This is a genomic window from Shewanella benthica KT99 (assembly GCF_000172075.1).
Classification (GTDB): Bacteria; Pseudomonadota; Gammaproteobacteria; order Enterobacterales; family Shewanellaceae; genus Shewanella; species Shewanella benthica_A.
In genome coordinates this window covers 58850-74080 of record NZ_ABIC01000001.1, presented here as the reverse complement: position 1 = coordinate 74080, position 15231 = coordinate 58850, and the positions used below count along the sequence as shown (strand labels likewise).

General features: G+C 47.0%; 12 protein-coding genes and 2 pseudogenes. 9 read left to right on the top strand and 5 right to left on the bottom strand.

All coding sequences use genetic code 11. From position 1 onward, the window contains the following. Window positions 1–91 precede the first annotated feature (91 nt). Window positions 92–217, top strand: a complete 126-nt coding sequence (locus tag KT99_RS20275; RefSeq protein ID WP_420038524.1) for a transposase domain-containing protein — start codon at window positions 92–94, stop codon at window positions 215–217. 276 nt (window positions 218–493) lie between these two features. On the opposite strand, the gene KT99_RS00270 is transcribed toward KT99_RS20275, so the two are convergent. Further along, window positions 494–1780 carry an outer membrane protein transport protein gene (locus KT99_RS00270; protein WP_005495755.1) on the bottom strand — a complete coding sequence of 429 codons (1287 nt, stop codon included), beginning with the start codon at window positions 1778–1780 and terminating at the stop codon, window positions 494–496. 422 nt (window positions 1781–2202) lie between these two features. Between KT99_RS00270 and KT99_RS22380 the strand changes: the two are divergent. From KT99_RS22380 to KT99_RS21855, 3 genes and pseudogenes are all read left to right on the top strand, one after another. After that, a pseudogene (locus KT99_RS22380) lies at window positions 2203–2384 on the top strand (hypothetical protein); the annotation flags it as partial. Between the two features lie 483 nt (window positions 2385–2867). Beyond that, complete coding sequence (locus tag KT99_RS00265; protein WP_005495754.1) at window positions 2868–4103, top strand: RidA family protein; 1236 nt, start codon at window positions 2868–2870, stop codon at window positions 4101–4103. A 236-nt stretch (window positions 4104–4339) separates the two neighbouring features. After that, window positions 4340–4522, top strand: a pseudogene (locus tag KT99_RS21855) (IS21 family transposase); the annotation flags it as partial. 745 nt (window positions 4523–5267) lie between these two features. Here KT99_RS21855 and KT99_RS00260 read toward each other — a convergent pair. From KT99_RS00260 to KT99_RS00245, 4 genes are all read right to left on the bottom strand, one after another. Continuing rightward, window positions 5268–7136, bottom strand: coding sequence for an ABC transporter transmembrane domain-containing protein (locus tag KT99_RS00260; RefSeq protein ID WP_420038523.1), 1869 nt, complete (start codon window positions 7134–7136; stop codon window positions 5268–5270). 208 nt (window positions 7137–7344) lie between these two features. Then, on the bottom strand, window positions 7345–7971 hold the full coding sequence (hutZ, locus tag KT99_RS00255; RefSeq protein WP_005495750.1) for a heme utilization protein HutZ: 627 nt from the start codon (window positions 7969–7971) through the stop codon (window positions 7345–7347). Between the two features lie 37 nt (window positions 7972–8008). After that, window positions 8009–8539 (bottom strand): heme utilization cystosolic carrier protein HutX, encoded by a 531-nt coding sequence (gene hutX / locus KT99_RS00250; RefSeq protein WP_005495748.1) that lies wholly within the window; start codon window positions 8537–8539, stop codon window positions 8009–8011. Window positions 8540–8782: 243 nt separating this feature from the next. Beyond that, window positions 8783–10831 carry a TonB-dependent hemoglobin/transferrin/lactoferrin family receptor gene (locus tag KT99_RS00245; RefSeq protein WP_005495745.1) on the bottom strand — a complete coding sequence of 683 codons (2049 nt, stop codon included), beginning with the start codon at window positions 10829–10831 and terminating at the stop codon, window positions 8783–8785. A 300-nt stretch (window positions 10832–11131) separates the two neighbouring features. Here KT99_RS00245 and KT99_RS00240 point away from each other — a divergent pair, with 300 nt between their 5' ends. The 5 genes from KT99_RS00240 to KT99_RS00220 all read left to right on the top strand — a co-directional run bounded on the left by KT99_RS00240 (window position 11132) and on the right by KT99_RS00220 (window position 15231). Continuing rightward, a complete protein-coding gene (locus KT99_RS00240) occupies window positions 11132–11896 on the top strand; it encodes an energy transducer TonB (RefSeq protein WP_005495741.1) in 765 nt (254 codons plus the stop codon). A gap of 104 nt (window positions 11897–12000) precedes the next feature. Beyond that, a complete protein-coding gene (locus KT99_RS00235) occupies window positions 12001–12771 on the top strand; it encodes a MotA/TolQ/ExbB proton channel family protein (protein ID WP_005495739.1) in 771 nt (256 codons plus the stop codon). Next, window positions 12768–13184, top strand: a complete 417-nt coding sequence (locus KT99_RS00230; protein WP_005495737.1) for an ExbD/TolR family protein — start codon at window positions 12768–12770, stop codon at window positions 13182–13184. Before KT99_RS00235 ends, KT99_RS00230 begins: the two co-directional genes overlap by 4 nt. A gap of 52 nt (window positions 13185–13236) precedes the next feature. Then, window positions 13237–14187, top strand: a complete 951-nt coding sequence (locus tag KT99_RS00225; RefSeq protein ID WP_005495735.1) for a heme/hemin ABC transporter substrate-binding protein — start codon at window positions 13237–13239, stop codon at window positions 14185–14187. 27 nt (window positions 14188–14214) lie between these two features. Beyond that, window positions 14215–15231 (top strand): FecCD family ABC transporter permease, encoded by a 1017-nt coding sequence (locus KT99_RS00220; protein WP_005495734.1) that lies wholly within the window; start codon window positions 14215–14217, stop codon window positions 15229–15231.

Here is a 15231-nt window from a genome sequence, read left to right as displayed (position 1 = left end):
CTCCTGTTCCAGTCAGCCCAATCCCCATATTGAGCCAGCTTATATCAATATGCGTTGCCGCTCTACCGACAAGAAAGCTTATTTAAACAGCATCATAGAAACCGCCAAAGCGAATGGACTAACACAGTTCGATTACATCGAACATTGCCTAGAACAACTATCTCACCCAAACTGCGATCTCAACAGCCTCTTACCCTGGCACGTCAAACTTAACTAGACGTAGATCACCGGGCGCTAATGATCAGAGTAGCTTTGAATAAGTAAAGCTAGAAAAATAACGCTGCGATCCATAATATTTTACGGTATTTGGCGGGTATCACTGAACTCATAACACGCTTATTTTTAATGATAAAATGTTGTTATACCACGTAAAAACAACGCCAGTCAGAAGCCTGACTGGCATTATTTTAGCCGGCATTTTAAACACTAGACGTCTAACACTGGGGTAGCCTAGCGCTTCAACATGACGCACAGTTAAATGCCGCCCATAACCTTAAAAAGTCCGATTGTATTGCAATCCGATCAACATGGCGTTGGCATGACTCACGGCATTAATCTTGGTGGCCAGGTAGGTGCCGTTGGCAATGTCTATCGGCAGCATAGGTTTCGATTCGACCACACTCACATCCTCGCCTAATACATAGGTAAAACCAAAATCCATATTGGAGTTTGATGTTAACTGGTAAGTGAAGCCGGTGGAGAAGAACTGTCGATCTGAGTCCGGCACCGAAATAGAGGTGAGTTTATCTTGCGCGCTGGTATCGTATAGATATCCCGCCCTAAGTGTCCAGGCGTTGTTCAGGTAGTACGTCGCGCCGATAGCGTAATGCCAGCCATCTTGCCACTCATAAGGATTAATGGTGCCGCTGGTCTCGGCATCCAGACTATCAAACACGCTCCAACCTATCCATTGGATACTGTAATGCAGCGCGATCTTGCTATTTTCGAGGTGATGGAAACCGGAAAATTCAACCATATCCGGCAGGGGGATCAATACGGTATCGTCTATGGGGCCGGATTCGGCTAAATAGCCAGCGAAGTCGACCTCCCCCTCGGTCTCCATTTCTGGACTGTAATGGTAGGACAAACCGAAGCGGTTGTTATCATCGAGCTCATACACGGCCCCCAGATTAAACCCCAGTCCCCACCCAGTGGCATCTATCGTCAATAGCTTAGCGCCTGTAGGCTGTAGGCTTCTGTTGAGCTTGCCTGTACTGGCAATGATATCCAGCCCAGCACCTATGCTGAAATGCTCGCTCATTCGATAAGAAGCGGATAAACCTAGGTTGTAACTCTCAACGTTACTCAGGCCACCGTACTCACTGGCAATGTAATCATCACTGTATTGAGTTTTGGTACCGAAGTTTGTATACGCGCTAATGCCCCAGGCGAATTTGTCATTAATAGGCACGATAAGGTAAATATTGGGCGCGATAGCGTTGCCACCGGCATCATCATAATTTGCAGATCGAACAGACGTTTTGACAAGCGCCCCCTGGCTATGAACCTCGCGGGTATAAAGTGCATCCTTGACTTCGACCATCGAAGTGATACTGACGATTCCCGCCGACAACGCGGTCTCATTAAACAGCGCCATGGTGGCGGAATTTCGCGCCATAGAGGAAGCGTTATCGGCAATCACCGCGTCCCCGGCAAATGCGCGTCCTAGGCCAGCACTCGATTGCACATTTAGCTGAAAGCCAGCACAGTATGCCTGTTGTGGTAATAATAGCGTTGCGCCAATAATGATTGTTTTTTTCCACCGACTCACCTTTCTCATAGATTAGTACCCTTTGACTCCTGCCCTTTCCGAGCTTATTTAACTTGGTTTATTGAACTTGATTTATCTAATTCGCTTGGTCAAATATGACTTAATGCACTTGGCATATTGAACCCGACCTAACAGAGCAAACCCTGCAATATAGGTTGGCACCCAAATTAGAGTAAAAACACCAGGCTGATAGTATGCGAATATCGGGTACATTAATGAAATTAAGGTCGTGTTTTGGGCTGAAAAGTAAGGAATTAAGTGGAGCAAGAGCAAGTTTTTAGTAAAATATATCTATTTTGTGATTTAGAACATCCTCTACCAAGCTTTAAGTTACCTCAACTCAGTTTGGTTCAGGATAACGATTATGACTTGAGCTCGACGCACATGATTGTTAGGGCGATAGCGATGCAGAAACGACTCCGTTCTATCACATTATAAATCGTTGCGTCAGAAGAGATTTTCTATGTAAAACATATAAGTTAACAGGTAAAGCGATGAGCATAAATGCAGCTGGGTTGTCGATAAAGTTCAAGCTTGCTCTGCTATTTTTTGTATTGATGTGTGTGCCTATGCGGTGATGAATAACCGCCACTTTCATCTAGTGTACCGAGTGTGGCTGGCACCATTAATTTTGCTCAATACCCCTAATTAGATATTATTAGGTGACCTAGCTCGCAATAAATACAATTAAGCTGATTATCTATTGAGCACCAGCTAGTTTCCATGTCATATTAATTGGGTGGTTCACTATTTAAATTTCATATTACATTCTTATTTACCCTTAAAATAAATCATGGTAAAAAACGTATCTTTAATTAATGTCTAGTCTGACTAGCACAAATGGCAATTTTAGTTTACTTCACTAAATAAGCAAATCATTAAACGGTCTGAAGATACCGTTCTAAATCATGAAATAAAATTGTGCGTTTATTACAGTGCTACAATTTATTTCTTCAATTGTAATTCCTGAGCTACAAGATGAATATTTCTATTGTCTAAAATATGGGGATTGATAGCAAGATTATTTTATTAAGTAAAAATAATATTTTAAAAGCCACGTAATTAAACACTTACTAAATAAAGGAAAGATATCAACATGAGTGGCAATATCATAAAAGTTTCAAGAAACACGGAAAATGCACCAAAGAGTTCTGTATCGACACAAACGGTCGCTTTTTCTCATTACAATAATATTTCGGCTCAATTACCCGTAGACCCTAAAACGGGTGAGATTGTCGTTGGAGATGTAAAAGTTCAGGCAAAGCAGTGCTTAGCAAATATTAAAGCCATTGTAGAAAGCATCGACCACGTTATGGACGATGTTGTTAAAATCAATATATTCGTTAAGAATATCTCCGATATTGACGTGATAGACGAAATTTATGCATCATTCTTCCAAGGCGCTCTGCCTACACGGACGACAGTCGCAGTTGCAGCCTTACCCTTGAGTGACGCCTTAGTGCAAATGGATGCGCTTATTACAAACGGTGAAGGTACAGCTCCACAAGATCCTTGCGAACTCATCAAAATTTCAAGAAACACGAAAAATGCACCAAAGGGTCTACACTCACAAACTGCCGCTTTTTCTCATTACAATAACCTTTCTTCTCAATTGCCTATCGATCCAAAAACTGGCGAAGTGGTAACTGGTGGTGTGAAAGAACAGACTGAACAGTGCTTAAATAACATTAAAGCAATTTTAGAAAGTATCGACCATGTGATGGACGATGTTGTTAAAACAACTATCTTCCTTAAAGACATCTCGGATGCTGAAGCTGTAAACGACGTTTGTGCTACATTTTTCCCAAGCTATGTTCCAACACGAACAGTGGTTAATGCTGCCGCTTTACCTATGGGTGCTTTGGTACAGATTGATACTGCGGTGTCGCACGGTGATGGCACGCCTCCACAACTGCCTGAAGACACTCGCCTACTCGTTTTAGAAGCAAACAATACTGAAAATGCACCAAAATCAGCATATGCACACATTGTCGCTTTTTCTCATTACAGTCATATTTCAGGTCAATTACCTGTAGACCCAAAAACTAATGAAATTGTTGCTGGTGGTTTAAAAGCGCAGGCTGAACAATGCCTAAACAATATCAAGGAAATTATTGAAAGTGTCGACCACGTTATGGACGATATAGTTAAAATAAATATCCAAGTTAAAAATATTGCAGATATAGATGTTGTAAACGAAGTTTATACCACATTCTTTAAAGGCGATCTCCCAGCAAGAACAGTAGTTGGTGTATCCGCTATCCCTATGGATGCTTTGGTACAAATTGATGCCGTTGCTTCTAACTGTGAAGGTACACCGCCACAGGCGTAATAGACACCTGTCTACAAGGCGTTAAGTCGGGACATCCATAGCGTCGAGCTGCGCTTCTACTTTGAACAAGGGCTTTGGATGTCCATTCTTACTTATTAAAACCAACCAATTGACTCCATATTAATCAAAAATATATCTAACTAATGCCATGTTAATGCGGGCCTCTAGCACTTTTGTTTTGCCATGCGATAAATAGGTACTTGAGTTACTATCAGTTCTGCGCTCGATGTGCCAGATACACAAAGCTGGCTGAGCACTACGGTGTCGCGGTTGTCCCTGCCAGACCATATAAACCGAAAGATAAAGCCAAGGCTGAGGTGGGCGTACAAATCATTGAACGCTGGATATTAGCTCGGTTGCGTCATTACACGTTCTTCTCATTGGCAGAGCTTAATCTATGCATAGCATCATCAATGGAGTCACGGCAGATTAAAGAACTGGGCTAAAGATATCGGACCCAATGTATTATGTTGGTTCGCCGATCAACTTGACCTAAAAACTCATCCAGAACTCTCCTATCACGTGTATTTAAGGTTACTCAACTTAATAAAATCCTACCCGAGTAATCGTATAAATGATGCGTGTGCCATTGCCAATGAGCGATCACTGGTCAAGATAAAAAACATCAAATCGTTCTTGCTTAGTAACCAAGACAAGTTACCGCGAGAGAAGCATGGTGTTGTCTCACCGCTGTTGAGTGAACCATTTGTATCAGCAGATGACCCTAGGACTCTGAATGAAGTAGCGGAAGTGGTTTATACGCTGTGGCCAAACGGCAACGAGGGCTGGAAAGAAGTTAGACAGTACTCTTTCGTGATCAATAAGCTCTCCGCACTATAGTGGTATCTAACCTTGATAAAGGGGTCGAGCGAATTAGAGACTTCGAATAAACTAAATTAAAACCCCATGAATTTGAGTCGGTATTCTACACTCTAGTTCGGTCCAGAAACGTATTCTTAGTCAGGAAAATTCAAATCGAAGCAGCTACTTTCTCGAAATCATAGTCAGTGTGAACGCGGCTGCGAGCTTCCGGCTATAGATACCAATGAAGATAAGGTATTCAGCAAACCAAGCAAACACCAAACCAGTCCAATGAACCCACTCTAAAAGGATATTTGAAACTTGTTATCAGACAAGTTAAGCCTATTTGTTATCCGACAAGTTCTACGTTTCTGTTATCAACTGCAAACTAGCAAACTCCCGATAAAGCTCACTGCTCTTCATCAATTCTTGATGGGTGCCGCTCGCCACTAACCGGCCCTTCTCCATCACCAGAATACGATCGGCATTGAGCACAGTCGCTAATCTATGGGCAATGATCAAGGTGGTCTTACCCACCATTAAGCTATCCAACGCCTGTTTAACCTTGTGCTCACTGATGGCATCGAGCGCACTGGTGGCTTCATCGAGTAAGAGTATCGGCCTGTCGGCCAAGATAGCCCTGGCGATGGCGATTCTCTGTTTCTGACCGCCGGATAACCTCACTCCACGCTCCCCCAGATAAGTGTGGTAACCATCCCTAAACTCAGAGATAAACTCATGGGCGCGAGCGGCCTCACAGGCTTTAAATACCTCCTCCTCGCTGGCATCTAACCTACCGTAGCGCACGTTTTCTAGCACACTGGTAGCGAAGATAACCGACTCCTGAGGCACCAGGGCGTACTGTTGGCGTAGCGTCTGCGGCTTAAGTTGAGCGATATCGATACCGTCTAGCTCTATGGTGCCGGCATTTAAACAGTAGAAACGTTGTAACAGCTCAAACAAGGTGCTCTTGCCCGCACCACTGGCACCGACCAGGGCGACCCTCTCACCCGCCTGGATATGAATATCCAGGCCTCTGATCACCTCTGTATCGATAGAGGGTGCTGACGTGCCAGAAGCATCTGTCTTCTCTGTTTGCTTAAGCTGAGAGTCCTGAATATCTTGATAACTGAAACGCACCCCAGTGAGCTTTATCTCACCTCTGACCTTTGCCGGAAGCTCGGTCGGATTATTTACGGTGGGAATATCTATGGGAGCCTCGATAAGCTCAATCAAGCGCTCGGAAGCACCGGCGGCCCTCTGTATATCACCTATCACTTCACTGATGGTGGCGACTGAGCCTGCGACCATCACGGCATAGAACATAAATGCCGACAACTCACCGCCCGTCATGCCACCGGACATCACATCATGAGCACCGACCCAAGTCACTAGGGCGATAGCAAAAATACTGAGGAACATCACCAGGGCAATGAGAATCGAGCGATACCAGATACGGCCCCTTGCCGCATCCATAACGGCTTCAACTCTGTTGCTGAACAAGGCCCTGTCCTGATCTTCATGTGAATAGGCCTGCACCGTATGGATCTCGTGTAGCGTTTCGTCGACATAGGCACCCAGATCGCCGACTCTGTCCTGGCTCTTGCGGGATAACTCTCTGACCTTACGGCCGAAGAAGAAGATAGGAACCAATACCATAGGCACAGCCAACAAGACTAGGCCCGTCATCTTGATGCTGGTGAACCCCATCATGATTATGCCACCAATCACAGTCACGCTGGCACGCAGCGCCATGGAGAGACTGGAGCCCACGACAGACTGAAGCAGCGTCGTATCGGCGGTAAAACGAGAGATCACCTCTCCCGTGCGCAGCTTGGCATAGAAGCCCGGCGATAACTTGAGCAGGTGGTCATACACTTTTAGACGAATATCGGCGCTGACCCGCTCTCCAAGCCAGGTCATCAAATAGAAGCGGCAGAAGATGGCTGAGCTGCTTAAGGCTGTGATGCCTATCACCAGCATGATGATCTCGTTGAGGCGATTGCCATTTTCCTGTAAGAAGCCTTCGTCCACCATAAGACGAACACCTTGGCCTAAAGACAGCCAAGCCAGAGAGCCGATAAACAAGAAGACGATGGCCGCGATAACTCTGGTCTTATAGGGTTTGAGAAAACCCGCGATCCAGGGCAGCACGGACTTTCGGTGAGCATGGGGCTGGGGACTCTGTGGCGCCGAGGCTGATGTAACCGGTTTGTTCGCCTCAGTATTCATGGCCGAGGCTGAAGAAGCATCTTGACTCAAGGGGCATCCTTAATGGAGAAGTAGTCTTAATGGAGAAGCAATAACGAAAGATTAACGTCTTTTATTCACTTAATAAATCAGAATAACAAAACTCGCGTTAAAACGCGGGCTTTGTTTGTATCAGGAGGTATTTAGTCAAACTGATGCTCACTAATGCAGGCAAGGCCGTTAGGACAAACTAGGCAGGCTCGACAATCTCAGCTTCGGCTCTGGTTTCAACACTGGCTTCACTTGTGGGAGCGCCGCCATGATGGCCGTCGCGCTTCCAATCCACATCCAGCAGTTCAGAGCCCGTTAGGCTAAATGCCTGGCCGAAGCCTTTCACATAGAGGCCATGATGAGGTGTCAGCTTAAACAGGTTAAAATCTTTCAATACCGATAGATTGTCTATCATCTCACCGAAACGAGCCGACAGAGCCGCAACCCCTTTGGTAAATACCTCTGTCTCTCTGTCTACGATACTCGCATGAGCATCGAAGGTCAGGCGTTTACGGGCGAAGATGGTTTTCGCTTGCGACTCATCTTCAACCAGCATGACTGAGACTTCGGATGACTCTTTCAGGTTAGTGCCATGTCTCGCAAGATCGCTGACTAAGATATAAAAGCCATCATCGGCGAGTGCGAATGGGGCGTAACTGGCATTAGGCACACCCGATGCACTTTTAGTGGCCAGCTGTAATGAACTGCGACTCGCCTTAAACTCTTCGATTTCAGGCAGTAGTTTTTCGCGTAATCTCTGCTCTTTAACCTGTGAGATTTTTTCTGCTGACACTTTTTTTTCTTCTGACGCTCTTGATTTTGACATAATGATTCTCTCTACACTCTGTATGTTAAGGCCAATATCAAACAGCAGCTAGCTGCTTCAAGGCTTTGAATCGACTGACCTGATCAGGGATCAGTACTCGTTTCTTGTCTCTGCCCAGATAAATCTTGAATACCACTTCGCCCTTGGCGCCGAAGAAGTTGATTGCATGACTCTCCTGGCCTCTGAACGGTCGGCTAAGTAGTGCTATAGCACTGATATCATCCAGCTTGAGGTGACCATGCAGGCCATCGCCCTTAGTGATCAGGTTGTAATAACCGTGGGCATACTTTCCCTTAGGAAAAGCACCTTTAAACTCGAAGATACTGCCCGAGACCGAGATTATGGTGGTCATCGGCCCCCAAGTCGGCAGCTCTTCCAATAAACTGTCTTTTTCACTCAATGACAAAAGGGCAAACTGCCCCTCGGGAAGCTGAGATACAACTTCTAATTCCGTGACTGCCAGCTCGGCTGCAATTTGACCTGCCATCAATTCGGGTCTGTCGTTTAACATGGAACGAATAGCCAGTTTGATCTCGTCGGTAAGTTTCTCTGCGATTATTTTTTCCATCGAGTTTCCCATCAATAAATGTGTTCTTTTAGTTTCGAATGCTTTGGGTACAATTTAACTACCATGCTGACGCCCATTCGAAACCCTCTTAGGCTGGCTTAAAGAGGAAGGTGTCGAACTAAGCTACTGACTCAAGCACTTTAGCTCGAGCACTTAGTTGAACCCAGTCCTTCCCCTGTGAGTAGCAAACGTTTAAATCCATTTAAAAATAGCGTGTTACATTTTTAGTGCTAGCGAGAAAAATTAGAAATTATATCTGGCCGACAATTTGAAGTTACGCCCCTGGTCATACAAGTTCTGCCACGCTTGGCGGTACTCTTCATCACCGATATTTTCGATGGCGAAATCGACACGTAAGCCCTCAAATGTCCCCATGGCAGGTTCCCAAGCCATATACACATCCCAGAGTTTGTAGCTATCATATACTTCGCCATAAGATTCAGGCATCTGCTCTTGATCGGCGACATAGGTGATACGGGTACCGAACTTAACATCCCCTTGCATCACAGCCTGAGACAGATCGGCAACCAGTTTCTTAGCCGGAATGTTAGTCAGATACTCGCCGCTGTTGTTTTTACCTTCTGTCTGACCATAGTTGAGCATTAAACGGGTCTGCTCATAGCGGTAGCGGGTACTGAACTCGAAACCGGTCAACTTGGCTTCATCCACGTTGTCCCAAGAAGTGGTCTGCTCAAGACCCGGGATCCCCATTAACGGGTTAGAAACCGATTGCTCGATGAAGTCATCCACATCGTTACGAAACACGTTCAATGTGATAGCCAACTCATCGTTACCCGCCAAGTTGCTAAAGCGCATATCCACCTTAATCTCTTTGTTCTTGGCTTTTTCCGCTTGCAGATCTGGGGTGATCTCGAAGGTGTTGCACAAGCCATTAGGTAAGAAACCCGGGATCGGTGGGATACAGTAATGGGTACCGGTCGAGTACATCTCTTCGATACTCGGCGCTCTAAAGGCTTCATCGTATCTGGCACTCAGGGTCAGCCAATCTGTGGTTTTCCAAACTAGACCTAACGAGGGAGACAGTGCGTTATCGTCTGATGACTCACCTAAGTTAATACTCTCATTCTCGAACGTATCGTAACGCGCCGCAACTTCGAGAGACAAGGTATCGCTAAGGCCAATCTCAGCCTTAGCGAAGGCGCCCCAAACTGTTGTCTTACCATCGATATCTTCGGGACGTTGACCCGCTTGTCCCGAGTCATCACGTACAGTTTTGATGGTGTCCTGATAGCCATCGATACCATAAACGAGCCTTGTCGCACCGAAGATTGAGCTGTTATTGACGCTGAAACCTATGGTTTCATATTCAGTGCTGTCGATCTGCCCCTTAGTGACCCTGTCTTCGTCGTAATCGGTACCGTTCCAGTAAAGGGTGCCATTGAGATCCAGATAGGCATTCTGAGTTGGATTCAGGCCGTAATCTAAGGTGAGATTTTTATCTTGAGTCTTACGCTGGATCAGAGGCACTGACCTGCCCACCTCTGCAGCTGGATTGCTCGGCACCAATTCATCGGTATCGGAGAAACGTCCAGAGAATTGCAGTCGCTGACCTTCACTTGGCTCCCAGCCAAATTTCATCAGGCCACTGGTTCTCTCGGAGCCACTGTTCTCCAAGGTTTGATCGTTACCCATCTTGATGTTATTGCTGTCGTTGTAGCTGCCGTTGATCAACCAATCAAATTTATCGGCAACGCCATAAATGGCGCCGCTGGTCTTAATTTTATCGCCATTCGTCTCGAAGCCTTGCTTAAGATAACCACCGAAGGTGTCCCCCTCGTCGAGCATGTCTCTTGCCGACTTAGTGTTCAGTGCCACCACTCCGCCAATCGCGCCGCTTCCCCATAAGCTACTCGCTGGTCCACGAATCACTTCAACAGATTTGAGCAGTTCAGGATCCATGAAATAGGTACCACGGTGACCCGAGGTGGTGCTTTGACGCGCACCATCTATGGTCTGCAGTACACGTTGGCCGCCCAAACCACGGATCTCGATCCCCTGAGAAGAGGCCCGAGGACCATTCGAGACATTGATATTGGCTTCATTTTTAAGTGCCTGAGCAACCGATGCAGGTTGTAACTGCTGAAGTTCCTCTTCACCAATAACGACTAGGCTTCGGCTGGTGTCCGACGCTTTCTCGCTGATACGGGTTGCAGTAACTAAAACCTCATCAAACTCAGCTACAGACTCAGCTTGTTGAGCAAAAGTTTCAGCCGATATGGCCGTAGAACTCAGTGCTATCGCCATAGCTATCACTAACGGCTTCTTTGTCATCGATCATTTCCTCTGGTCTTATTATTAATCTGCTTACAGCCAAAATCACCAACAAGATCAAATAGCGATCGTTAGCAGCTTAAAGTTTCAACAGACTCAATGGGTATTTTTGGCACTGTACATGAGTAAAAGACTTAGATCAAATGCTAATCATTATCATTTGCGATCTTGTTAGCGTTCGTATATCTTATGTGGGTAATATGGATTTACGTTTAAAGTTGATGGTTGAAAATTGTTTACCAGCAGCCAGTTATATTAACAGGACTCAATGTACCTTCGAGAAAGAGAAGCGTAAAGACAATGACACCTAAACGATATTTAGCATTCGGCTGTATCACCCTATTAATCCAGGGTGGGCTTATTGCTGCCCAGGATATGCTGCCAGTTAATGTCGAAAAGTTCCAAATGAACTCAGGCAGTGCCATGGGCCAAGCCCAGGCGATCAATCTGTCGATCGCGATGCGATCCAGCGTCGAAGCAAAGCAAACACCGCAGAAAGAGCCCGAGCCTAAGCAAGAGATAGCGAAAGTTCAACAGCCAGAGCCCATCGAGACAGCAACCGCAGTCGCTAAAGCAATGGCTCAACCGATAACTAAACCAAGCACTAAGCCAAAGCCCACCAAACTGGCCAAAACAGAGACGAAGAAGCAGGTTAAAAAGACAGTCGAGCAAGCGATTAAAGATGCAGACAAGGAGGCGATGCCCACAGCACCAGCCGATGTCCTTGTACAGTCACCGTCGCAGGATCAAGCCGAAGTCACCGCCAAGCAAGGCGTCAGTCAAGAGGCCATCACCCTGAGTAGGCCAACATTTTCATCTCCACCAGCCCAACCTAGATACCCTAAGCTTGCCCGCAAGCGAGGTTTCGAGGGCACGGCAATGATAGAGGTGATATTTAATCATATTGGTGAGCAACTGTCTCTCACACTCATCAATAGCTCAGGGTTTTCATTACTCGACAGGGCGGCAATCACAGCGGTTAAGCAGTGGCAATTTTCTCCGCCTTCACCGCAAACGGCCTTCGCTTATACGGTTAAAGTGCCGATCAAGTTTGCCCTTAATTAGCGTTTAATTTTCCCCGAGAACTAGATGAGTACAACACCTACAAGCCATTAGACCCGTTGAGCTATAGGTGTTCACCAATGAGTGTTCAATAATAAGGACTCCAGATGTCTGTTAATTTGTTTACCTCTTTAAGCGAGCAACTCGGCCCCCTCACCTGGCCCATGTTCATCTGCGCCTTTATCGCCCTGATGATCATCTTAGAGCGACTCGCGCTGGTGATATTCGAGTTGCCTAAACGTGATACTTGGTTAACAGACCTGCGTAAACAGAGCAGAACGTCAGATCCCGAACAAGTCAAAGCCTTGATAGCTCAATTAACCACCGGACGAAGCATGCTGTCTAAAGGGACGTATCTGCTGCTAACTCATGCAGAGCAAAACCGAACCATGCGAGAGGAGATCATCAATCTCTGGTTAACTAAACAGAAACAAGTATTGCGATCCGGCCTCAAGGTATTGCAAGTGATCGGCATCATCACCCCGCTGCTTGGTCTACTAGGAACCGTACTTGGCTTAATCGAGATGTTTAATCAACTCGGCGCTTCCGATGGTCCTGTGACTCCTTCCCAGTTGGCATCCGGCTTGGGTCTGGCGATGAATACCACAGCAGCAGGTCTCATCATAGCCGTCCCAGCTATCACCATGGCCCATCTGTTTGGCATTTGGGCGGATCAGCGTTGCAGCAACATTGCCTATGCCCTCAATCAGATCAACTTATGGCTCGAAGGATTGGAGCAGGCCATGACCTTAGGCAGTGATCAACAAGCCAGCGCCTTTTGCACTCAGGCCAATAAGGCCAATACCAGTATGACTCAGCCTAAAAAATCTCAAGCCACTAATGAAACACTGACAAATGAAGCTCAGGTGGGCATATGATTGGGCTGGAGCAAGATGATGCAGGCTCCAGCATATCCGGGATAGACCTGACACCTTTGCTCGACATCATCTTCATCGTCTTAGTATTTCTCTTGCTGACCGCTAATACCCAGTTACTGAGTCTCGCCATCGAAGTCCCAACGGAATCGACATCTGAGTTGCAGGCTCTGTCTCAGGATAAGCACCTCACCATCAATGTGATGGCTTCACCGCCTTTTTGGGCACTGGATGGTAAGGAATATCAGCATTTCAAACAATTTGAACAGGCCTTCATCAGCAGCTTCAAGAAAAAACCAGACGCCAAGGTGATTATTGCAGCCGATAAAGAGGCACAAGTTCAGCCCTTGATGACCTTACTTGCACTCTTGCAGAGGCAGCAGATCAGCAATACCCAGATACTGATGGAACCATAGACATTTATTGAGACAAGAATAATTAACCATTAGCCTATTTTCGGAGCCGCATATGTTCAATCTATCACACGTTTTTAATAGACAAGTTAGCTCGAAGTGCCTGCTGTTATCTGCCAGCCTGTTACTGACATTCAATGTATCGGCCCATGAAGGCGTTCATTCTCATGAGCAAGTACAGCCACGCTTGGTGAGTGCGGGCGCCGGGGTGACCGAGTTGGTATTGGCACTCGAGGCCGGAGACGAGTTAGTGGCGGTGGACTCCACCAGCATACTGCCTCCATCTATGACAAACATAGAGAAATTGGGCTATCACAGAATGCTGTCGGCAGAAGGTATTTTAGCCTTAACCCCGACGCTGGTTCTGGGCACCGATGCCATGGGCCCGGAAACGACCCTGGAGGTGCTCAGAAGCGCCGATGTCGAAGTTGTCAAACTGCCTACGGCCAATGATCGACCTCAGTTGCTGAGCAATATCGATACGATGGGCAAGTTACTGAATCGTCAGGCGCAAGCCAAACAGTTGAAGCTTAAGCTTCAAGCCTCTCTGGATGCCATCGCCGCAAAGAAGCAGCAAGTTGGCAGATCTGAACAGGCACCTAAGATCTTGTTTATGTTGTTGCAAGCCGACAGACCAGCACGGGTCGGCGGTGAGGGCACTGCAGCCGATATCATCATCAAGCTAGCCGGCGGCAACAACATCGCCGACTTCTCCGGTTATAAGAGCCTGTCTCAGGAGGGCATTTTATCCCTGCAACCGGATCTTATCCTGATCTCTAATCGCTCACACGCTCAAACTGAAACATCAATGAGTGATGCGGACAAGGCTGCTAGCGACACCGCAAAAGTGCTTAAAGCCATGCCACTGCTGGCCTACACTCCAGCAGGGAAAAACAAGCAAATACGCTCAATCAAACCCCAAGCCTTGTTAGGCGGGTTAGGCCTAAGTGCCATCGAAGCGGCCGATAAACTCGCCAGCGTTCTAATTGAAATTAATCGATATTAATCACATGCTCACACCTTGGATAACATTATGAATAGCCAACCTTGGCTCTGGCCTGGACTTATCGCCTTGCTGGTCATCACCAGTGTATTGTCGATAAGCACGGGACCGCTGAATATCAGCCCGTCTACCAGTCTCAGCGCGGTGATCTCCTGGGCGACTCATTATGAAATCGTCAGTGTCGCTCCCCATGAGCAGCTGGTGATCAACAATGTTCGCCTGCCAAGAACGCTTCTGGCCATGGCCGTGGGCGCAATTTTGGCACAATGTGGCGCCGTGATGCAGGGCCTGTTTCGTAATCCCTTGGCCGATCCCGGCATCATAGGAGTCTCTTCCGGGGCTGCTCTGGGTGCAGCGATATGCATAGTCATGTTTCCTGCGGCTGCCCAATATTGGATCGCCTTCAGTGCTTTTCTCGCAGGCTTAATCACCACTCTTCTGGTATACCGCTTAGCCACCAGCCCGACAGGAACCTCTGTGATGTTACTGCTGCTTTCCGGCGTAGCCGTCGCAGCCTTAGCAGGGGCAGGAATAGGCGTGTTGACTTACATGGCCAACGATATGGCCCTGAGAGATCTCACCCTGTGGCAGATGGGCTCTATTGCCGGTGCTCAATGGCAATATGTCATTCTCGCCTTAGTCGCTCTGGTGTTACTTAGCTGGCACTTCAATCGCAGCGCCAGGGCGCTCAATGCGCTACTGCTTGGGGAGTCTGAAGCCCGTCACTTGGGCATAGACGTAGATAAGCTTAAATTTAAACTCATCATACTCTGTGCGTTAGGTGTGGGGATCTCTGTGGCTGCAACCGGCATCATAGGCTTTATCGGTCTGGTTATTCCCCATCTGGTGCGGATTCTCATCGGCCCTGACCACAAGCAACTATTGCCACTGAGCGCCCTGCTAGGTGCGGTAATATTGGCCCTGGCCGACATAGGCGCCCGCTCTCTGGTGGCGCCATCTGAGCTACCCGTTGGCTTAGTGACGGCGCTGCTTGGTGCTCCATTCTTTATCTTCCTGCTGTTAAAACAGCGGTCGAAATTTATCTAG